The organism is Microbacterium sp. LMI13-1-1.1 (assembly GCF_040815625.1).
Classification (GTDB): Bacteria; Actinomycetota; Actinomycetes; order Actinomycetales; family Microbacteriaceae; genus Microbacterium; species Microbacterium forte.
On record NZ_JBFPNL010000005.1, the window covers coordinates 357290 to 378360 of the forward strand.

17 protein-coding genes and 1 pseudogene are annotated in these 21071 nt (G+C 68.6%); 13 read left to right on the plus strand and 5 right to left on the minus strand.

Annotated features, from left to right (window positions below):
- Window positions 1-13 precede the first annotated feature (13 nt).
- The 12 genes and pseudogenes from MRBLMI13_RS08630 (at window position 14) to MRBLMI13_RS08685 (ending at window position 12266) form a co-directional block, all read left to right on the plus strand.
- Window positions 14-976 carry a carbohydrate ABC transporter permease gene (locus MRBLMI13_RS08630; RefSeq protein WP_079113854.1) on the plus strand — a complete coding sequence of 321 codons (963 nt, stop codon included), beginning with the start codon at window positions 14-16 and terminating at the stop codon, window positions 974-976.
- Window positions 969-1832: a carbohydrate ABC transporter permease gene (locus MRBLMI13_RS08635; RefSeq protein ID WP_079111921.1), complete on the plus strand. Its 864-nt coding sequence runs from the start codon at window positions 969-971 to the stop codon at window positions 1830-1832. The genes MRBLMI13_RS08630 and MRBLMI13_RS08635 overlap by 8 nt, the downstream gene beginning before the upstream one ends.
- Window positions 1832-2980, plus strand: coding sequence for a mandelate racemase/muconate lactonizing enzyme family protein (locus MRBLMI13_RS08640; protein ID WP_082041117.1), 1149 nt, complete (start codon window positions 1832-1834; stop codon window positions 2978-2980). Before MRBLMI13_RS08635 ends, MRBLMI13_RS08640 begins: the two co-directional genes overlap by 1 nt.
- Window positions 2977-4002: an aldo/keto reductase gene (locus tag MRBLMI13_RS08645; protein ID WP_367821823.1), complete on the plus strand. Its 1026-nt coding sequence runs from the start codon at window positions 2977-2979 to the stop codon at window positions 4000-4002. Before MRBLMI13_RS08640 ends, MRBLMI13_RS08645 begins: the two co-directional genes overlap by 4 nt.
- Before the next feature lie 5 nt (window positions 4003-4007).
- Window positions 4008-4724: a GntR family transcriptional regulator gene (locus MRBLMI13_RS08650; RefSeq protein ID WP_052492962.1), complete on the plus strand. Its 717-nt coding sequence runs from the start codon at window positions 4008-4010 to the stop codon at window positions 4722-4724.
- A 182-nt stretch (window positions 4725-4906) separates the two neighbouring features.
- Window positions 4907-7849, plus strand: coding sequence for a Na+/H+ antiporter subunit A (locus tag MRBLMI13_RS08655; protein ID WP_367821825.1), 2943 nt, complete (start codon window positions 4907-4909; stop codon window positions 7847-7849).
- Window positions 7849-8376 (plus strand): annotated as a pseudogene (locus MRBLMI13_RS08660) (Na(+)/H(+) antiporter subunit C); the annotation flags it as partial. The gene MRBLMI13_RS08655 and the pseudogene MRBLMI13_RS08660, both read left to right, overlap by 1 nt.
- A gap of 248 nt (window positions 8377-8624) precedes the next feature.
- Window positions 8625-10178: a Na+/H+ antiporter subunit D gene (locus MRBLMI13_RS08665; RefSeq protein WP_056375101.1), complete on the plus strand. Its 1554-nt coding sequence runs from the start codon at window positions 8625-8627 to the stop codon at window positions 10176-10178.
- Window positions 10175-10783 (plus strand): Na+/H+ antiporter subunit E, encoded by a 609-nt coding sequence (locus MRBLMI13_RS08670; protein WP_056375103.1) that lies wholly within the window; start codon window positions 10175-10177, stop codon window positions 10781-10783. The genes MRBLMI13_RS08665 and MRBLMI13_RS08670 overlap by 4 nt, the downstream gene beginning before the upstream one ends.
- Window positions 10780-11049, plus strand: a complete 270-nt coding sequence (locus MRBLMI13_RS08675; protein ID WP_042540345.1) for a monovalent cation/H+ antiporter complex subunit F — start codon at window positions 10780-10782, stop codon at window positions 11047-11049. Before MRBLMI13_RS08670 ends, MRBLMI13_RS08675 begins: the two co-directional genes overlap by 4 nt.
- Window positions 11046-11435 (plus strand): monovalent cation/H(+) antiporter subunit G, encoded by a 390-nt coding sequence (gene mnhG, locus MRBLMI13_RS08680; protein ID WP_042540347.1) that lies wholly within the window; start codon window positions 11046-11048, stop codon window positions 11433-11435. The genes MRBLMI13_RS08675 and mnhG overlap by 4 nt, the downstream gene beginning before the upstream one ends.
- 15 nt (window positions 11436-11450) lie before the next feature.
- Window positions 11451-12266: a DUF2510 domain-containing protein gene (locus tag MRBLMI13_RS08685; RefSeq protein WP_367821829.1), complete on the plus strand. Its 816-nt coding sequence runs from the start codon at window positions 11451-11453 to the stop codon at window positions 12264-12266.
- 72 nt (window positions 12267-12338) lie between these two features.
- On the opposite strand, the gene MRBLMI13_RS08690 is transcribed toward MRBLMI13_RS08685, so the two are convergent.
- A complete protein-coding gene (locus MRBLMI13_RS08690) occupies window positions 12339-13100 on the minus strand; it encodes an alpha/beta fold hydrolase (protein ID WP_309692665.1) in 762 nt (253 codons plus the stop codon).
- Between the two features lie 104 nt (window positions 13101-13204).
- On the opposite strand from MRBLMI13_RS08690, the gene MRBLMI13_RS08695 reads away from it, so the two are divergent.
- Window positions 13205-14566 carry an MFS transporter gene (locus tag MRBLMI13_RS08695; RefSeq protein WP_367821831.1) on the plus strand — a complete coding sequence of 454 codons (1362 nt, stop codon included), beginning with the start codon at window positions 13205-13207 and terminating at the stop codon, window positions 14564-14566.
- Window positions 14567-14605: 39 nt separating this feature from the next.
- Here MRBLMI13_RS08695 and MRBLMI13_RS08700 read toward each other — a convergent pair whose 3' ends face one another.
- The 4 genes from MRBLMI13_RS08700 to MRBLMI13_RS08715 form a co-directional block, all read right to left on the minus strand.
- A complete protein-coding gene (locus MRBLMI13_RS08700) occupies window positions 14606-17260 on the minus strand; it encodes a penicillin acylase family protein (protein ID WP_414685965.1) in 2655 nt (884 codons plus the stop codon).
- A 136-nt stretch (window positions 17261-17396) separates the two neighbouring features.
- Complete coding sequence (locus MRBLMI13_RS08705; protein ID WP_367821835.1) at window positions 17397-19316, minus strand: YhgE/Pip family protein; 1920 nt, start codon at window positions 19314-19316, stop codon at window positions 17397-17399.
- On the minus strand, window positions 19313-20266 hold the full coding sequence (locus tag MRBLMI13_RS08710) for a hypothetical protein (protein WP_367821837.1): 954 nt from the start codon (window positions 20264-20266) through the stop codon (window positions 19313-19315). Before MRBLMI13_RS08710 ends, MRBLMI13_RS08705 begins: the two co-directional genes overlap by 4 nt.
- Window positions 20263-20886 carry a TetR/AcrR family transcriptional regulator gene (locus MRBLMI13_RS08715; protein ID WP_042540355.1) on the minus strand — a complete coding sequence of 208 codons (624 nt, stop codon included), beginning with the start codon at window positions 20884-20886 and terminating at the stop codon, window positions 20263-20265. The genes MRBLMI13_RS08710 and MRBLMI13_RS08715 overlap by 4 nt, the downstream gene beginning before the upstream one ends.
- Between the last annotated feature and the right edge of the window lie 185 nt (window positions 20887-21071).

A 21071-nucleotide genomic window follows, 5' to 3' on the forward strand; every position in this document is an offset into this window, starting at 1 on the left:
GCGGATGGCGATCATGAGCGACCGGAGTGAGGCGACGGCCTCCTCTGCGATGCCCGGCGTGGCGGGGGTGCCGATCGGTGCCCCCGCCCCGCGGGCTCCACGTCTGCGACATCGGCGCGGCGACGGCTGGGTCGCTGTGGCCTTCCTCGCCCCGGGGTTGATCGGGTTCGTCCTGTTCATCCTCACTCCGCTGTTCGGATCGGCCTTCATCAGCCTGTTCGACTGGAAGCTGTTCGGCAGCCCCGACTTCATCGGGTTCGAGAACTACGTCAAGCTGTTCCGCGACCCGACGTTCTACACCGTGCTCGGCAACACGCTCATCTTCGCGGTCGTCTACACGGCGCTGAACCTGTTCGTCGCCCTCACCATCTCGCTGTGGCTGAACACCCGCATGAAGGCCGCTGGTGCGTGGCGGGTCATCTTCTTCCTTCCCGTGATCACCCCGATGGTGGCGAACGCGCTCGTGTGGCGGCTGCTCCTCTCGCAGGACGGACTCGTCAACTCGATGCTCGCGACCGTCGGCATCGACGGCCCCAACTGGCTGTCCGACTCGGCGTGGGCGCTGCCCTCGGTGATCGCGATGTCGGTGTGGCAGTCGTTCGGCTACAACGTGATCGTCCTGTCGGCCGGCCTCAGCGCGATCCCGAAGGAGCTGCTCGAGGCCTCCCGCATCGACGGTACCTCGGCCTGGCAGCGGCTGCGGTTCATCATCCTGCCGCTGCTGTCGCCGTCGCTGTTCTTCTGCTCGACCATGACGATGATCGGCGCGTTCCAGGTGTTCGTGCAGCCGCTGTTCCTCACGCAGGGCGGGCCGGGCGAGAGCACCAACACGTTCGTGCTCTACCTGTATCGCAACGGATTCGTCTTCGATCGGCTCGGCTACGCATCCGCCCTCGCGTGGATCCTCTTCCTCGTCGTGATGCTCATCACCGCCCTGCAGTTCGTCGGCCAGCGCAGGTGGGTGAACTATGAGTGACGTCGTGAGCCTTCCCCGCCGCGCGCGTCAGCGCCGGGACTCCCTCAAGGAATGGCTGAACACCGCAGCCATCGCCGCGGTGGCGCTGATCTTCGCGTTCCCCTTCATCTGGATGTTCCTCACGGCGCTCAAGCCCGAGAACGAGGTGTTCACCGCGACACCTCAGATCTTCGGATCGGAGATCCGCTGGGCGAACTTCGTCGAGGCCTGGACGGTCGTGCCGTTCGGCCGCTTCATCCTCAACGGCCTGATCGTCGCGATCCTCGGCGCCCTGCTCTCGGTGATCGTCGCCGTGCTCTCGGCCTACGCGTTCTCGCGGCTGCGCTTCAAGTACCGCGACAAGCTGTTCCTGCTGTTCGTGCTCACGCTCGTGCTGCCTCAGGAGGTGCTGGTCGTGCCCCTGTTCATCATGATCAACAGCTGGGGATGGAACGACAGCTTCGCGGCGCTCATCATCCCGTTCGCCTTCACCGCGTTCGGCACCTTCCTCATGCGGCAGTTCTTCCTCACCATCCCGATGGAGTACGAGGAAGCGGCGCTGATCGACGGAGCCTCGCGCCTGCGCACTCTCTGGTCGGTGCTGCTGCCGCAGCTGGTCGCGCCGCTGAGCGTGCTCGCGGTCTTCTCGTTCATCGGCTACTGGAACTCGTACCTGTGGCCGCTGATCATCATCAACACACAGGACATGGCCACCGTGCCCCTCGGGCTCGGCATGTTCACCGGTCAGTTCGGCACGCAGTGGGCTCTGCTCATGGCGGCGTCGACGCTGGCCGTCATCCCCTCGCTGATCCTGGTGCTGCTGCTGCAGCGGCAGCTCATCAAGGGGGTCACCCTGGGCGGACTCGGAGGACGCTGATGCACACGACACAAGACACCGCCGCGAGACTGCTCGAGGTCAGGGCGGATGCGACGGCAGGAAGCCGCATCGTGCACGTCGAGGCGCAGCTGTGCGACCTTCCGGTCGAGACGGAGCGGACGGATGCGCTGCAGACGTTCGTGAAGCAGGAGACGATCCTCGTGCGACTGCGCACCGCCGACGGCACCGAGGGCATCGGCTACAGCTACACGATCGGCACAGGCGGCGGTGCAGTGCTCAGCCTGCTGCGCGAGACACTGCTGCCGGCGCTGATCGGCCTCGAAGCAGAGCGTCCGGAGGCCGTATGGCTGGCCCTGTTCGGCATCACCCGCGCGACCACCGTGGGACCGATCACCGCGCTCGCGCTCGCCGCGGTCGACACCGCCGTGTGGGATGCGAAGACGCGGCGATCCGGGCTGCCGCTGTGGGTCGCCGCCGGCGGCGCCTCGCCCTCCGTCCCGGTGTACGACACCGAGGGCGGATGGATGCACTTCGGCACCGATGAGCTCGTGGCGCACGCCGTCGATGCGAAGGAACGAGGCATGGGCGGGGTCAAGATCAAGGTGGGGATGCCGCGGGGCCACCAGGACCTGGAGCGACTGCGGGCCGTGCGGGACGCGGTCGGGCCCGGCATGGACATCATGGTCGATGCGAACCAGTCGTTCTCGGTGGCGGAGGCGATCAGGCGCGCCCGTCTCTTCGAAGAGGTCGACGTCTTCTGGTTCGAGGAGCCCCTGCCGGCCGAGGACATCGAGGGTCACCGGCAGCTCGCCCGCTCGACATCGGTGCCCATCGCGGTCGGCGAGAGCATGTACTCGCTCGGGCACTTCCGCGAGCATCTGCAGCGCGGTGGTGCATCGATCGTCCAGGCCGACGTGGCGCGGGTGGGCGGCATCACGCCATGGCTGAAGATCGCGCACCTCGCCGAGTCGTTCAACGCCCCCGTGGCGCCGCACTTCCTCATGGAGCTGCACGTCTCGCTCGTGTGCGCGATCCCCAATGCGCTGTATCTCGAGCACATCCCACAGCTGCGTGCCGTGACGAGGGGCGAGCTGCGCATCGAGAACGGGCGGGCCTGGGCGCCGAACGAGGCAGGGCTCGGGATCTCCTGGAACGACGACGCGCTCGGGCGGCTGGTCGTCGCATGAGCAGTGTCGTCTCCGGAGTCGCGCAGCCCGTCGCGCGGTCGGTCGCGATCGGACGCGGCGGGCTCGCCGCTCCACCCGTCGGGTACGGCGCCGCGGCGCTCGGCAACCTCTATCAGGCGCTGGGCGACGACGAGTGGCCGGGCATCGTGCCTGCGGCGTGGGCAGGAGGCATCCGGTATTTCGACGTGGCTCCGCACTACGGGCTCGGTCTCGCCGAACGTCGACTCGGCGAGAGCCTGCGGCAGCTGCCGCGCGACGAGTACATCGTCTCGACCAAGGTCGGGCGCCTGCTCGTGCCGCAGGATGCCGCCGGTCGCACCGACATCGACAACCTGTTCGACGTACCCGCCGACCATCGCCGCGTGCAGGACTACTCGCGAGACGGCGTGCTGCGCTCGATCGAGCAGTCACTCGAACGGCTCGGTCTCGATCGCATCGACATCGCACTGGTGCACGACCCCGACGCGCACGAGCACGAAGCCCTCGAGGGTGCGTTCCCCGCGCTCAGCGAGCTGCGCGATCAGGGGGTCATCACCTCGTTCGGGGCGGGGATGAACCAGAGTGCGATGCTCGCGCGGTTCGTGCGCGAGACCGACGCCGACGTGATGATGGTCGCCGGGCGCTGGACCCTCCTCGACCAGTCGGCCGCCGATGACCTGCTCCCGCTCGCACACGAGCACGACGTGACGGTGCTCGCCGCGGCGGTCTTCAACTCGGGCATCCTCGCGACGGATGCGCCCTCGCAGGATGCGCTCTTCGACTACGGGCCCGCCGAGCTCCCGGTCGTCGAGCGAGCCCGATCGATCGCGCGCATCGCCCGGCGGCACGGCAGCTCGCTTCCCGAGCTCGCCGCACAGTACCCGTTGACCCACCCTGCAGTGGCGGCGGTGGTGATGGGCGGCGCGAGCGCCGAGCAGGTCTCGAGGAACAGCCGCCTCGTCGCGCGCCCGGTCGCCGCCGAGGTGTGGGACGAGCTTCGAGAACACGGGCTGATCAGCCGAGAAAGGCACCCCGTACGATGAGACACATGTTCGGCGACGACGAAGCACGCGGACCGCGGCCGCTCCCGGCGCGGCGCGCCCTCGTCGACGATGTGTACGACGCCGTGCTCGGCCTTCTCATGGACCGCGTGATCGAGCCCGGTGCCCGCGTGAACATCGACGCGGTCGCTCGCGATCTCGACGTGTCGCCCACTCCGGTGCGCGAGGCGCTCACGCGCCTCGAGGCCGAGGGCCTCGTCGCGAAGCGTGCACTCAAGGGCTACGTCGCGGCTCCTCTGCTCGACGCTGCGGGGCTCCGTGACCTGTACGACATGCGCGAACTGCTCGAGCCCGAGGCCGCGCGTCGCGCATCGACCCATCTCGACGCCGACATCGAGAGCGAGCTCGCGGAGTCCGTCGTTCAGATGCGTGCAGCGTCGGCGCCCGACGCGGAGGAGAGCTTCCGCAACTACCGCCGGTTCATCGACGAGGACCTGCACTTCCATCACCTGATCGCCGAGCAGGCGCAGAGCCCGCTGCTCTCGGAGGCCATCGTGCGGCTGCGGTCGCACATGCACCTCTACCGCCTGAACTTCCGTCACGACTTCGAAGACGACACCCTCAGCGAGCACGAGAGCATCCTGGCGGCGCTTCGCCGACGCGATCCCGAGGCCGCAGCAGAGGCGATGCGCACCCACATCGCGAAGTCGTACGACAGGCTCGGCCCCGCGATCGCTCGACGGGCCGAGAACGCATCCGAATGATCTGATTTCGCGATCGACATCGCGCAAAGTGCCCGAAATCCCGGGCAAAACCGGCCATTTGCGCGGTCCGACGCCGACATGATCGACCCGGAACAGCGAAGAATCAAGGTAAACTCGATATCGACACCCGCCCGCCCGCCTGCGCCGCACCCCCGGCCGACGAGCTTTGAGGAGCCGCGTATATGCTGACGCTCCTCGCCGTGTTCCTTCTCGGGTCGATCCTGATGCCCGTTCTGGTGCGCTGGCTGGGATCCCAGGCATTCGCCATCGCGGCTCTCATTCCCGCCGCGGCATTCATCCACGCTCTGGTGCTCACCCCCCAGGTGCTCGACGGCCCGACGCCCTTCGTCTCGGTCGCGTGGATTCCGCAGCTCGGGTTGAACCTGTCGATGAACATGGATGTTCTCGGCTGGGTGCTGACCCTCATCGTCACGGGTGTCGGCGCGCTCGTGCTGCTGTACTGCCGCTGGTATTTCCACGACGACTCCGCGGGGATCGGCCAGTTCGCCGGTGTGCTGCTCGGATTCGCGGGTGCGATGTACGGCCTCGTCCTGACCGACGACCTGGTCATGCTCGTCATGTTCTGGGAGGTGACGAGCATCCTCTCGTACCTCCTCATCGGCCACTACCGTCGGCGTGCGGCCAGCCGACGAGCCGCTCTGCAGGCGCTCCTGGTCACCACCCTCGGCGGGCTCGTGATGTTCGTCGGAGTCGTGCTGCTGGTCGTCGATGCCGGCACCTCGAGCATCCGCGAGATCCTCGAGATCGCTCCCACCGGGGCGATCGTCGATGCCGCCGTGGTGATGCTGCTCGTCGGTGCCATCAGCAAGTCCGCGATCTTCCCGTTCCACTTCTGGCTCCCCGGCGCGATGGCCGCGCCCACCCCCGTGAGCGCCTACCTGCACGCTGCGGCGATGGTGAAGGCGGGCATCTACCTGATCGCACGCTTCGCTCCGATCTTCGCGTTCACCGGACCCTGGCGGCCGATCATCATCTCGCTGGGGATCGTGACGATGCTGCTCGGCGGCATCCAGGCGCTGCGAGAGACCGACCTCAAGCGCATCCTCGCCTTCGGCACCGTCAGCCAGCTCGGGTTCTTCTCGATCGTGATCGGCTACGGCACGCAGGCGAGCGCACTGGCGGGCCTTGCACTCGTGATCGCGCACGCGCTGTTCAAGTCGGCGCTGTTCCTGATCGTCGGTGTGATCGACCGCCAGCTGTCGACGCGTGACATCACCGAGCTGAGCGGTGTGGGCCGGCAGGCGCCGGTCATGGCGACTGCGGCATTCATCTCCATCGCCTCGATGGCCGGCATCGCGCCGACCCTCGGATTCGTCGCGAAGGAGTCCACCCTCACAGCCCTCCTCGACGACGCGCTGCACGGATCGCCATGGGGACTCGTCGCCATCATCGGCGTCAGCGTCGGATCCATTCTCACTGCGGCATATGGCATCCGCTTCCTCTGGGGCGCGTTCTGGACCAAGCGCGACGCAGCAGGCGATCGTCTTCCCGACACCGCGTGGCCGGACCCGCCCGTCGGATTCCTCTCGGCGCCGATCATCCTCGCCGGCTTCACGCTGGCAACCGGCATCGGAGCCCCTGCTCTCGACGTCGCGCTCCAGGGATACGCCCTCACGGCCACGCCCGGCCTCGACGCCGAGGGCGTCGCCGCCGAGGGACCAGGGCACCTCGCCCTCTGGCACGGTCTCGAGCCCGCTCTCGGCATCTCGATCCTGTCGATCCTGCTCGGTGCCGCGGTCTTCCTCCTGACCCTGCGCACGGGGTGGGATCGCAAGGCACGGCTGATCCGCTTCACCGCGGCAGACGTCTACTACCTGGTCATGCGCGGCGTCGACCGGCTCTCGGTGCTGAGCACGACCCTCACCCAGCGAGGCTCGCTTCCGGTCTACGTCGGCACGATCTTCGTGGTCTTCGTCGCCGCCGAGATCACGGCTCTCGTCGCCAGCGACATCGACCGCTTCCAGCTCTCGGCCTGGCACACCCCCGCGCAGCTGGTTGTCGCGCCGATGATGGCCGCCGCCGGCGTCATGGCCGTGCGGGCGCAGAAGAGGTACACCGGGGTCGTGCTCGTCTCGATCACGGGTCTCGGCATGGTCGTGCTGTTCGCGACCAGCGGCGCCCCCGACCTGGCGCTGACGCAGATCCTCGTCGAGACCGTGACGATGGTCACCTTCGCGCTCGTGCTGCGTCGCCTGCCTGCGCGAATGGGCGAGCACAACGCCTCCGTCGGTCGCATTCCGCGGGCGCTGCTGGGTGTCGGAGTCGGACTCACCATGGCCCTCGTCGCGGTCGTGGCGACCCAGTCGCGTATCGCGGACCCGATCTCGGCGGCCTTCCCGAAGCTCGCGTACGAGATCGGTCACGGCAAGAACGTCGTCAACGTCGCGCTGGTCGACCTGCGTGGCTGGGACACGATGGGCGAGCTCTCGGTGCTCGTGCTGGCCGCCACCGGCGTCGCCTCGCTCGTGTTCGTCACTCACCGGGCCGACATGCTGTCGGCGACCAAGACGCTGCCCAAGGCGCGGCGCCGTCGAACCCTCAGCCGTCCCCTGGTCGAGACGACCGAGGGCGTGCGCTTCCAGACCGACGAGAACGAGAGCAGCCCCCGCGCCTGGCTCGTCGGCGGACCGAAGATGCACCCGGAGAACCGGTCGATCCTGCTCGAGGTGATCGTCCGCATCCTCTTCCACACGATCATCGTCGTGTCGATCTTCCTGCTCTTCTCCGGCCACAACCTTCCGGGCGGCGGCTTCGCGGGCGGACTCGTCGCGGGCATGGCACTCGTCATGCGCTACGTCGCCGGCGGACGCTGGGAGCTCGGCGCGGCCGCGCCCACGGATGCCGGTCGACTGCTCGGCGCCGGTCTGATCCTCGCGGTCGGCACTGCCGTGGTGCCGCTGTTCTTCGGTCTCGCCCCGCTCACCAGCAACTTCTGGGAATGGGAGATCCCCGGCATCGGCCACATGGAGTTCGTCACCTCGACGATCTTCGACGTCGGCGTGTACCTCGTCGTGATCGGACTCGTGCTCGATGTGCTGCGCAGCCTCGGTGCCGAGGTCGACCGCCAGGCGCAGGAGTTCCGCGAGCGGGGGGTGACCCGCTGATGGATGTCTCACTGACCCTGATCGTGATCATGGCCGTGCTGTTCGCCTGCGGCGTCTACGCGATGCTCGAGCGCAGCCTCACCCGCGTGCTGATCGGATTCCTGCTGCTCGGCAACGCCACGAACCTGCTGCTGCTCATCGTGATGGGTGTGCCGGGGAGCGCACCGTTCTACGGCGCTGAAGGGGAGGTCAGCGACCCGCTGCCGCAGGCGCTCACCCTGACGGCCATCGTCATCACCTTCGCCGTCTCGGCCTTCCTGCTCGCGCTCATCTACCGCTCGTGGCAGCTGGGCCAGGCCGACACCGTCGAGGACGACGAGGCCGACATCGCGCTCCGCGAGCGCACCGACGCCGACGAAGACCTCATGGACGACGAGGCCGACGCCGCCGACGACGAGGCGACCACCGACTTCGTCGGCGTGCAGACGTCGCCGATCACCGTGCTGCACATGCGCGACCATCCGTCGATCCACGACGACGCTCCGACCGACCGGCCCACCGCGCCCCGGACCCCATCCGCGGATGCGGATGGGGGTTCGGCGGGGGATCCGGACGTGGATGCCGGTCCTGGGGCGTCCGTCCTGGACGGAGAATCGGCGCCGCCCGACGATGACGCGGACGACTCCCCGCGCTCCGATGACTTCCGGACGGATGCCGACACGCACGCGTCAGACGCTCACGAGACCGATGCGGCCGACGCCGCGCATGACACGGCCACCGACACGGCATCCGATGACAGCGCACCTGAGCACACCGACGACGGGGAGGACCGCCGATGAGCGCCCTCGTCCCCCTGCTCGTCGCCCTGCCGCTGCTCGGCGCCGCGGCGACCCTGATCTTCGGCCGCAACCCGCGCCTGCAGGCGTTCGTCACGGTCGCGACGCTCGCGACCGTCTCGGTGATCGCCGCCGTGCTGCTGGTCGTCGTCGACGCGGGAGAACCGCTGGCGGTCTCGGTCGGCGGATGGCCCGTGCCGTTCGGCATCGTGCTCTACGTCGACAGGCTCGCGGCTCTCCTCGTGCTGATCTCGAGCATCGTGCTGCTCGCGGTTCTGCTCTTCTCGATCGGTCAGGGCGCGGCCGACGGCACCGACGAGACGCCGATCTCGATCTTCAACCCGTCGTACCTGATCCTCGCCGCGGGAATCTTCAACGCCTTCATCGCGGGAGACCTGTTCAACCTGTACGTCGGATTCGAGATCCTGCTCGTGGCGTCGTACGTGCTGATCACGCTGGGCAGCACCGAGTCGCGCATCCGCACCGGCGCGGTCTACATCGTCGTCTCCCTGGTCTCGTCGATCCTGTTCCTCGCCTCGATCGCGATGATCTACGGCGCACTCGGCACCGTGAACATGGCGCAGATCGCCGAGCGCATGACCGAGCTCCCGCAGGAGACGCAGCTGGTGCTGCACCTCATGCTCGTGATCGCGTTCGGCATCAAGGCCGCGATCTTCCCCGTGTCGTTCTGGCTGCCCGACTCGTATCCGACCGCTCCGGCGCCCGTCACCGCCGTGTTCGCAGGCCTGCTGACGAAGGTGGGCGTCTACGCGCTGATCCGCACCGAGACCCAGCTGTTCGCCGAGAACAGCATCGACACCGTGCTGCTGATCATCGCCCTGGCGACCATGATCGTCGGAGTGCTCGGCGCCGTGGCGCAGGCCGAGCTCAAGCGAATCCTGTCGTTCACCCTGGTGAGTCACGTCGGATACATGATCTTCGGTCTCGCGATAGCGACCCCGGCGGCGATCGGCGCGACGGTGTACTACATCGTCCACCACATCATCGTGCAGACGACCCTGTTCCTCGCCGTCGGTCTCATCGAGCGCAGGGCGGGAAGCACCTCGATCCTCCGGGTGAAGGGCCTGCTCAAGGTCGCGCCGGTGATCGCCGTGCTCTACTTCATCCCCGCGATCAACCTGGGTGGACTCCCGCCCTTCTCCGGGTTCATCGGCAAGTTCGCGCTGTTCGAGGCCGCGGCATCCGTGGGGACCCCGCTCATGATCGTGCTGATCTTCGGCGGGATCGTCACCTCGCTGCTCACCCTCTATGCGCTGATGCGCGCGTGGAACCTCGCGTTCTGGCGCGAGGAGGACGACTCGACCGAGACCGAGGGGCGCATCTCGTACCTCGGCAACGCCCCGGCCGCCGACGAGCAGCAGGAGCGTCGCCGCATCCCTCGCATCATGACGGTCGCCACCGCCGGCATGGTGGGGGTCACTATCGCGCTCACCGTCTTCGCCGGTCCGCTCTACGCACTGTGCGATCGCATCGGTGCGGCGCTGCTCGACCCGGTCACCCTCGTGCAGCTGGAAGACGAGGTCGAAGGATGAGCCCCACCGAGACCGGCCGTCACTTCTGGCGGGACATCCGCGTGCAGCTGCCGTTCCTGGCATGGCTCGTCGTGCTCTGGATGCTGCTGTGGAGCCAGTTCACGGTGCTGTCGTTCCTCTCGGGTCTCGTCGTCGCGGTGTTCGTCACGCGCGTCTTCCGGCTGCCGACCGTCGAGCTGTCCGGGCGGATCAACATCTGGTACGCCGCGCTGTTCGTGGTGCAGTTCCTGTTCGCCGTCCTGCGTGGAGCGGTCTCGGTCACGGCCCAGGTGTTCGACTTCCGCCGTCAGCCCGGCGCGGCGATCATCGCGGTGCCGTTGAAATACGCCGACGACCTCATCATGACCCACGTCTCGGTGGTCTCGTCGCTGGTCCCCGGATCGCTGATCGTCGAGGCCGACCGCGACAGGCAGGTGCTCTACCTGCACGTGATCGGGGTTCGCAGCATGGCCGACGTCGAGAAGCAGCGCGAGGGCGTGCTGCGGTGGGAGCGACGGGTCGTGCGTGCGCTCGGGGCCCCCGCGCAGTACCGTGCCCTCAAGGCCGACGAACGCGCGGCGCGTGCCGGTGGTGCCGGCGGGCTGACCAGGGGAGGTGCCCGATGAACGTGCTGATGCTGGCGATCATGGTCGTCTTCGGGGTGGCCGCCATCCTGACGATCATCCGCATCGTGCGCGGCCCCTCGATCCTCGACCGAGCCGTGGCATCCGACGTGCTGCTCACCGAGGTCATGTGCGTGCTCGGCGCCGAGATGGCGATCAACGGTCACACCCGCAACATCCCGGTGCTGCTGATCATCGCCGCCGTGGGTGTCTTCGGTTCGATCTCGGTCGCCCGGTTCGTGGCCAGAAGGGACAACACGACCCCATGAACGTGTTCGGTCTCGCCATTCCCGACGCCGTCATCGACGTCGCCATCCTCGTGCTCATCCTGCTCGGCGCGGTTCTGTGCCTGTCGGCCGCCGTCGGTCTGCTGCGCTTCCGTGACGTGCCCTCGCGACTGCACGCCGCGACGAAGCCCCAGGTGCTCGGCCTCATCCTCATCTGCCTCGCGATCGCCCTGTCGCAGCGCACCGTCGGCGGAATCCTCATCGGGCTCGCGCTCGTCGCCCCGATCGTGCTGATGCAGTTCGCCACGGCCCCGCTGTCGGCCCATATCGTCGGCCGGCAGGCCTACCGCAACGGCACGACCGACGAGCGCAGCCTTGTGGTCGACGAGCTCGCCGAGTCGAAGCAGACTCCGCCGGGCGCCGGCTGACCAGAAGGAAGACGGATGTCAGCACCCCAGGGATGGTATGACGCGGGCACGCCGGGCCGGCAGCGCTGGTGGGATGGCGTGGAGTGGACCGCACATGAGCGCACGGCGCCGCCGACCGCCCCGTCGATGGGGTGGTACCAGGTGCCGGGGACCGCAGACGTCCGCTGGTGGGACGGAGTCATCTGGACGCCGTACCGCGTGCGCAAGGGCAAGCCGCGGCCCGACGCCCTGGCGGTCGAGCCGCCGGCGGTGGGGCTGGTGCTCGGCATCGTGTTCTTCATCCTCGCGATGCTGCAGCTGTTGGCGGCGGTCATCACGCAGAGCCCCGGCAACTTCGCCCTTCCCGTGGTCCTGATGTCCATCGCCGTGATCTGGATCCTCGGCGCCGCGCACACCCGCGCCGTGCGCAGGCTCCCCGCCCCGCAGTCGGCGGCGGTCGTCGACGCCTCCGTGCAGCCTCTGCCCGGAGAGGTCGATGGACCGCATGCCGGGTGGTATGCGGTGACGGGGCAGGCCAGCCGCTGGTGGACCGGTTCCCGCTGGACCTGGTACCTCGGCACGAGATTCGGCCCGCGCCCCGGGCATGCCGGGCCGCGCGGCTATCTCACCTCGATGATCGTCGGCTGGTGCGTGGCCGGCATCGCGGTGATCGGTCTGGTCGTCGCGGTAGCGGGAAGCATCATGGAGCAGGGTCTCGTCACCGGGTTCATGATCGTGTTCGGCATCATCTTCGCGGTGCTCTTCGGTGGTCTGGGGGCGTTCGTCCTGCTGCTGACCAGGGCGCGACGCAACGCGATGCTCCTTCCGACCACACCCCCGCCGCTGCGCTGAGGCGGACTCGCCGCGCGCCCGCGCGGAGCCGCTCGTGCTGAGTTGTGAACTACGCGGCGAAGAGAGTACGGGTCAGAGATCGTCGGCGAAGGCCTGGATCAGGCGGGCCGCCGGCTCGGAGTCGCTGATCAGCGTGCCGTGACCGTGGTCGGGGATGACCCGCAGATCGGCGCCGGGGATCTCGTCGATGATCTCCCGGCACCAGCTCATCGGCGCGAGCGGGTCGTCTTCTCCGCGCAGCACCAGCACCGGCTGATCGATGCGGGCGAACGCCTTCTCGGGCTGGTGCACGATGGTCGCTCGGATCTTGCGGATGAGATGCGGGCCACCACGGAGGTACTCCCTGGCGCCGCGCCAGATCACCAGCGGTCGCTCGCCGATCAGGTCGGTGAGGAGGTACCTCGCCTGTGAGGCGATGTTGCGCGCTGCCTTGTTGACGGTGGGGCCGGCGAGCACGACGCCTTCGACGAGCGACGGATGCCGGGCGGCGAGCTCGGCGGCGATCTGACTGCCCATCGAGTGCCCGATCACGACGACAGGACCCTCGCCGGCGTGCCGGAGATAGGCCGCGACGAGATCGGCATGGCGCTCCATGGTGAAGGTGCGTGCGGGTTCGGGCGCTTCGCCGAAACCCGGCAGGTCGAGCGCGATGACCCTTCCGCGCAGTCGCTGCACGACATCGAGGTAGACGCTGCGACCCATGCCGATGCCGTGCAGCAGCAGGAACGTGCGAGGGCCCTCGCCGAAGGTCTCCGCGATGAGCGTCGCCCCTGCATGCTCGAACTCGAGCAGGGTGACGGGGGTGCCCTTCGGGGCGAGATAGCTGGAGACCACGCACCCACGCTAACCGAGTGGGGGCCTTGCGGCTAACCGGATGCAGCGTGCGCCGTATGCCGGTGTGCGGCAAGACGCGCGTGCGCGCCATGCGAGGATGAAGGGTGTCTTCGCCCAGCCCCGATCCCGATCAGATCGAGACGGGGGTCGAGACCGCACGTCCGTCGAAGGGCTTCATCGCACGCATCGCAGACGGGTTGAGCGATCCGGTGCTGCGGGCGCTCGTCGCCGCGACCGCCGTGTCGCGCATCGGCCGCGGGGTGTTCCTCGCGGTCACGGTGCTGTTCTTCACGCAGATCATCGGTCTCTCTCCCGTGCAGGCCGCGGTGGTGCTCGCGGTGTCGAGCGGATGCGGTGTCGTCGGGTCGCTCCTCGGCGGGTGGCTCGCCGATCGGTGGAGCGCACGACGCATCGCATTCGGCTTCGAGATGACCGGCGGCGTGCTGCTCGCCGCCTATGCGTTCGTCGGAGATTTCGTCTCGGCGCTTCTGCTCGCCAGCCTCTCGGGCTTCTTCGACTCTCTCGGATACTCGGCGCGGTCGGCCATCATCGCGCGAGGATTCGCCCCCGACAGGCGGGTGCATGCCCGCGCCGTGCTGCGCACGGTCACGAACCTCGCGATCGCCGCGGGCTCGGGCTTCGGCGCGATCGCTCTGGCGCTGGGCACACCCGAGGCCTATCGGGTCGCGATCGCCGGTGCGGGTGCCGTCTGCGCACTCGGGTCGCTCTCGCTCCTCCGGCTCACGTCGGCGGTCGACGCCCCCGCACGCGGTCGTGTCGCGACTCAGCTCACCGAGACGGGATCCATCGACACGCAGGCGACGGCTGCGGCATCCGCTGAGCGCAGGGAGTGGAACCGTCGCTCGCCGTGGCGCGACCCGCGGTACCTGCTGCTGAGCGGGCTCTCGGCGATCTTCGGCATGCAGTTCGGAGTGGCGGAACTCGGGGTGCCCCTGTGGATCAGCGAATACACGAAGGCGCCGGACGCCACGTTCGCCGTGCTCCTGATCGTCAACACAGCGCTGGTCGTGCTGTTCCAGGTGCGAGCCTCGCGCGGCACGCATGACATCCGGGTCGCGGGACGCGTGACCATGATCGCGGGGTGGCTCATGGTCGCCGCCTGCCTGATCTACGCGCTCGCCGCCGGTCTTCCGACGTGGGCTGCGATCGTCATCCTCGTCGTCGGAATGATCACGCACACGTTCGCCGAGATCCTGTCGCAGGCCGGAGCCTGGGGGCTCAGCTTCGAGCTCGCCGACCCGGTGCGGGCGGGCGCCTATCAGGGCGTGTTCGGAATGGGCTTCTCGCTCGGAGCCCTCGCGTCGCCGATCGTCGTGAATGCCACGGCGATCACGTTCGGCTTCGCAGGCTGGGCGATGCTGGCGGCGATCTTCCTCGCCGCTGCAGTCGGCATCTGGGCGATCGCACGCCACGCGGCCGCATCCGCCGAGCCCGCATCCGCCTGAGGCGCGGGCCCGCATCCGCCTGAGGCGGGCCGAGGAGAGCTACCCGGCGGGGGTCAGCACCAGGGTGTTCTGCGTCGCCGCATCGACCGCCTTCTCGGAGAACGCCCACGGCTTCTGCGCGCCGGCCGCCCAGTCTGCGGTCTGATCGACGTAGTGCTCATCGAACGCATGACCGGATGCCCCGGTGAGGTGGATCCAGGTCGAGGCGTCGAGGTCGGAGAGGTCGACCACCATCCGCATCGACGGCACAGTGGTCGTGGCGTAGGAGGTGCCGAGATCCCACCCGGTCGCGTTGACCACCGATGCGCCGCCGCCGACCGCATACGGGCCGCGGTTGAAGAGCATCTCGATCGGGGCGATGCCCGACGAGCCGAGGGTGTCGCTCGTGAGGGTGATCGCGTGCAGGTCTCCCCATCGCCACCCGATGACGGCGTCGCCCTGCAGGGTGGAGAGCTCCTCGTATGCCTCTTCGGCAGACAGCGCGAGCATTTCTTCCATGCTCGTCACGTCGATGCTCGGATTCGTCCAGAGCGGGTCGGAGGGGTCGTCGAGCAGATCCGCGACGACCGTGAAGAGGCGGCCCTGGCCGTCGATCGGCAGCGGCTGGTCGCGTTCGGCGAACAGGTTCTGCACGAGGTTCGACCAGAGCACGTTCGCGTAAGCGGCCGCTGCCGACCCCGCGTCGTTCTGCGCATCCCACGAGCGCAGCAGGGCCACGGCATCCTCGGTGCCTGCGCCCTTCACCTCGACATCGTCCATCGCGGATGCCAGACGTTTGCCGATCCACATCTCGCTGTCCATCTGGATCTCGCGCATGTCCTGCGCCGTGAGCGGTGCGGCTGCCACGCGTCGTTCGATCAGGTGCGCGATGCGATCCGCGCGGTACCCGTAGTCCCAGTCCCGCGAGAGGAAGTAGGGGTAGTCGTCGGTGACGATGGCGTTGTTCGCGGTCACGATGTAGCCGGATGCCGGGTTGTACGACACCGGCAGCTCGTCGAAGGGAATGAACCCCGTCCAGTCGTAGCTGCTGTCCCACCCGGGCTGCGGCATCCATCCGTCGCCGGCTCCTCGCACGGGCAGGCGTCCGGGAGTCTGATAGCCGATGTTGCCCTCGACGTCGGCGTAGATGAGGTTCTGCGCCGGCACATCGAACAGGGCGGCCGCCGAGCGGAACTCCTCGAAGTCCTGGGCGGTCGACAGCGCGAAGATCGCCGTGGCGGCCGTGCCGGGGTCGAGAGCCGTCCAGCGCAGACTGACCGCATACTCGGAGGCCTCGCCGGTGGGCGCGGTGCCCGTCGCCCCTCCGGCCGTGAGCCCAGGCTCCGGGTCGTCGGCGATCGCCGTGAAGTCATCGGTGAGCCCCGAGATGATGGGGCCGTGCGCGGTCGATCGGATCGTCAGGTCGATGTCGTCGCCGCCCGCGACCTTGATCGTCTCGGTGGTCTCCTCGATCGGCACCAGCGCTCCGTCGCGCCAGTACTGGTCGCCCTCGATCCGCTCGATGTAGAGGTCGGTGACATCGGTCGTCAGATTGGTGAAGCCCCACGCGATCTGCTGGTTGTGGCCGATCACGATGCCGGGGAGTCCGGAGAACGAGAAGCCCCCCACGTCGAACGGGCATTCTTCTGTGACCTCGGTGCAGCGCAGCTGCACCTGGTACCAGACCGATGGCAGCGATGCGCCCAGGTGCGGGTCGTTGGCGAGCAGCGGCATGCCGGTCTCGGTCAGGTCTCCCGACACCACCCAGGAGTTCGAGCCGATGCCCTCGCCGACATCGCCCACGAGCAGGCTCGCGGCCTCGATCACGTCGGAGGCCTCCTGCCACTCGATCGTCGTCGCGGCCTGCTGCATCTCATCGTCGTTCGCGTCGGTCGTGAACGCGGCGGGCTCGGCGCCGGTCTCGAGAGTGGGCACCGTGGAGATCTCGGGCACGATCACCGGGTGCTCGTCGAACGGATACGCGGGGTACAGCTCATCGAGCGTCGCGGTGATGTCGGTCGCGTCGGAGCCGTCTGAGCCGTCTGAGAGCTGCGCGGTCAGCAGCGCACGCTCGGCCTCATCCTCGATGTTGCCGCGGAGATCCCAGGCCATGGCCTTCAGCCAGGCGACCGAATCGGCGGGCTCCCAGGGCTCGGGCTCGTACTCGGGGTTCTGCATTCCGAGCACGGCATATTCGAGCGACAGCTCGGCACCCGAGCGTGACGAGAGATAGGCGTTGACCCCGTCGGCGTAGGCCTCGTAGTACCCGCGCGTCACGTCGTCCATCGCCTCGACCTCGGCCTCGGCGACCTTGCGCCAGCCGAGGGTGCGCAGGAAGGCATCCGTTCCGGCCTGCGACTCGCCGAACATCTCAGCCACGCGACCGGCCGTCACGTGACGTCGGAAATCCATCTCGAAGAAGCGGTCCTGCGCGTGCACGAACCCCTCTGCGTAGAACAGATCGTGGGATGAGTCGGCCGTGATGGTCGGGATGCCGCGGTCGTCGCGCTGCACCGTCACCTCGGACTGCAGACCCTCGAGCGGCAGGGTGCCCTCGGTCTGCGGGAAGGACCGCTGGATGGTCCAGGTCACGAAGAAGGCGACGGCGACCGCGACGACGATGATCGCCGCCACGACGAGGAAGGCGATGCGGCCGATGCGCGCACCCAGTGACGGGCGTGAGGGCACGGCGATCTCAGGCGAATCGGTTGTCATCATCGAGAACTCTTTCGGGTGGCATTGCGGGACTCAGTCCCAGAGAGTCCCAGAGGGCGTCTCACCGACGCACTCTGGGAATACTACCCACAACGACGACGCGTGGCGGGGGAACTTCTCGCCCCGCCACGCGGCGTCAGCCGATGAGGCTCGGCTGCAGATCGCGCAGCGTGCGCCGGTGCGTCATGCGCGTCACCCCGATGGCGGCGAGCAGCAGGGCGCCGACCAGCCAGATCCCCAGCACCACCAGATCCCATCCGGCTCTGCCGAGATTGCCCCCGTACATGAGCTGTCGCATGGCATCGACGACGTAGCCGAGCGGCAGCACGTGGTGCAGCGCGGCCAGTGGAGCGGGCAGCGTCTGCCAGGGGAAGGTGCCGCCGGCGGTGACGAGCTGCAGCACCATGAGCACGAGACCCAGGAACTGGCCGACCGAGCCCAGCCAGACGTTCAGCGTGAGGATGATCGCCGCGAACGTCGCTGACGCGAAGATCATCACGCCCAGAGTGCCGATGGGGTTGTTGAACGTGAAGCCCAGGGTGATCGCGAGGATGCCCATGAGCCCGACCATCTGCACCGCGCCCAGCATCGCCGGTGTCAGCCATCCGGCCAGAGTCACCCGGATGGGGGAGTGCAGCGCGGTCACGGCGCGGCGGGAGATCGGCTTGACGATGAGGAACAGCGCGTAGATGCCGATCCAGGCCGACAGCGCGGCGAAGAACGGGGCGAGGCCCGCGCCGTAGTCCTCGGCCGACGCCACCTTGTCGCTCGAGACCTTGACGGGATCCGCGATCGTGTCGGCCTGCAGCGCGCGCAGGTCGGGAGTCGATGCGGGGATCTGCTCCACCCCGTCGGACAGCCCGTCGCGCAGCTCGGCCGTGCCCGACGCGAGGGTGCCGAGTCCGTCGCGCAGCTGGGCCGCGCCGTCCCTCGCCGCCGCCGCGCCCGTGGCGACGGTCTGCGCGCCGCCGGCGAGGGTCTGGGCACCACTGGCGAGCGTCTGCGTGCCGCTGGCGAGCTGCGAGGCACCGGATGCCACCGACTCGGCTCCGGCGGCGAGCTGGTCGACCTTGTCGACCGCGTTCTGCACGGTGGCGTTGCCCTCTTCGAGGCGGGTGCCGAGCGGATCGAGGGTGGACAGCACCCGATCGATCTCCTCCTGCGTCAGGCCCTGATCTGTGAGCACCGTCGCGATGTCCTGGCGTGCCTGCGGCAGGGCATCCGTCGCCTGCTGCACGGCAGACCCGGCGCGGTCTGCGACGTCGGCCAGTTGCCGGTTGCCGTCGCTGACCTGCTGAGCACCCGAGGCGAGAGTCGCCGCTCCGCCGGCGAGCTGAGACGCGCCACCGGCGAGCTCAGACGCGCCACCCGCGAGCTGAGACGTGCCGTCGGCGAGCTGAGACGTGCCGTCGGCGAGTGTGGCGCTGCCGGTCGCCGCGGTGTTGGCACCGTCGGTGAGCTGGCTCGCCCCGTCGGCGGCGGTGACGAGGTTGTCTCGCACGTCGCTGAGTCCGGTGAGCAGGCGCTCTGCCGCCTCGCTGCCGACCATCTCGGCCACCGAGCTGCGGATCTTCTCGACCGCCTGAGTGCCCATGCTCGACGCGAGGTAGTTGTTCGCGTCGTTGGTCTCGAGTTCGATGCGCGCCTGGTGCGGGTCGTCGCCCGCGGCCGAGGTCAACGCCGAAGAGAAATCGTCAGGGATCGTCACGGTGAAGTCGACCGTGCCCTCGCGCAACGCGTCTGCGGCCTCGTCGGCGGACATGCGCTGCCAGTCGAAGGCGTTGCCGTCGATGAGGTTCTCCGCGACGTCCTCGCCGTAGTTGACGGTCTCGCCGGTCTCGGCCTCCGTTCCCGTGGTGGGGGCAGGGGCCCCGGCATCGTCGACGACAAGTGCCACAGGCACCTCGGGGAACTTCGCATACGGGTCCTGGTTGGCCCAGAGGTACAGGCCGCCGTAGAGGATCGGCACGCACACGAGCGCGATCAGGGCGATGATGCCCATCTTGCTCGCGGTGAGCCGCCGCAGCTCGGCGGCGATCATGGCGGGAACCTTCATCGCTCGCCTCCGTTCTCTTCTGTGTCTGCGTCTGGGTCTGTGTCTGTGTCTGTGTCTGTGCCGGGCGTTTCGCGGTGTTCCGCTTCGGCGTTCTCGCTCACCGAGCCGGGGTCGGCACCCGCGGGGTAATCCTGGGCGTCGGAGGCATCCTCGGCGTATTCGTCATCGAAAGGCGGCACCGCGGGCAGGCCGTCTGGGCTCTCCGGCCCCGCGTCGGTGGTCGAGTGCTCGTCGGATGCGGATGCGGATGCGGATGCGGATGCGGACGCGGATGCGGACTCGGACGCGGATGCCGCGTCGCCCGGGCGGTCGAGCACGAGGGGCTGGATCGGACCGGAGGCGTTGATCGCCTCGAGTTCGTGCATCCGTTCGAGGGCGACTGCAGCGGATCCGCCGATGACGACGAGCATGGCGTAGCCGCGGTCGGCGAACTCCGACGCGATGCGCCACCAGCCGTCCGGGCTGCCGCCGTGACGGTCGGGCGAGACGAGCACGATGCCTTCGGTGCCCTCGCGGAGGATCGCGAGTTCGCACAGGATGCGCACCCGCGCGGCCGGGTCGACGTTGCCGATCGGCACACCGGAGAGCTCCCCGAATCCGAGCTGATTCAGCCACCGACGAGCGTGCAGCGGGGTCGCGCCGACCCCGGCGAACATGAGCTCTTCGCCCACCACGCCGGCGAGGGTGATGTCGGGATGCGGGTCGCTGACGTCGGGGGCGTCGACCAAAGCGATCGTGCGGCGCAGCGCCTTGTTGTTCGAGTCGCCGTCGATCGTCACGCGTCCGGTGTCGGGCCGCATCCGTCCGCTGGCGATCAGGCCGAGAACGGTCGGTCGCTGCTCGGTCTCGGCGAGGGCGAAGCGCACGGCACCGCTGTGGAACTCGAGGCTCGTCGTCGGCAGCGACTGCCCGCCGCGCCCTTTGCTCACCTCGTGCAGAGTGACTCTCATGCGCTGACCTCCTGCGATTCGACGATGTCCGGGTGTGCTGCCAGCAGTTCGTCGGCCTCGCGCCACGAGAGCCCGGCGATGCTGAGCAGCGTGCGCACGGCGAGCCCGGCCGCGCCGGCGCTGTGGGCATCCGTGCGCGAGACGACCGTGCGCGCGACCTCTTCGATGAGACGGGCGAGGGTCGGGGCGGGGAGGTCGGTGCGGAAGCTGCCGTCTTCCTGCCCGCGCCGTGCGAGGGCGGCGACGGTGCGGCGCAGAGGGGCGAGCGCGTCGGCGGTGTGCTGCACGTGGGCTTCGTCGAGCGCGAGCGCCGCGGCGACCTGCACGTGCGCGGCCTCCTGCCAGAGTCGTGCGGCGAGGCGGGCCAGCGCGATGCGCGAGTCGGTGTCGGTGACGGACTCGGCGATCGCGTTGAAGCGCTGCGCTCCGACCGAGATCAGCTCGCGGATCAGGGCCTCTCGGTCGTCGAAGTGGCCGTAGAGGGTGCGGCGCGACAGGCCGGCGCTGCGGGCGATGACATCGATCGATGCGCGCGGGTCGGTCGCGAGGGTCGCTCGGGCCGCATCGAGGATTCCGGCGCGATTCTCGACGGAGTCACGGCGGGGAGCACGGGTGGTCATGCGCCCATTCTACGTATTGTGCACAGCAGTGTGCAAGATAACTCGGAGGACTCACAGGGTCTGAACAGTGGCCGTTCACAACTCAGCACGGATCGCCGCTCAGAGCCTCTACCCGCACGATCCAGCGTCGAAGCCCGACGTTCATGCTGAGTTGTGAACGCCGAACCGCCGAGCACACGCAGAGA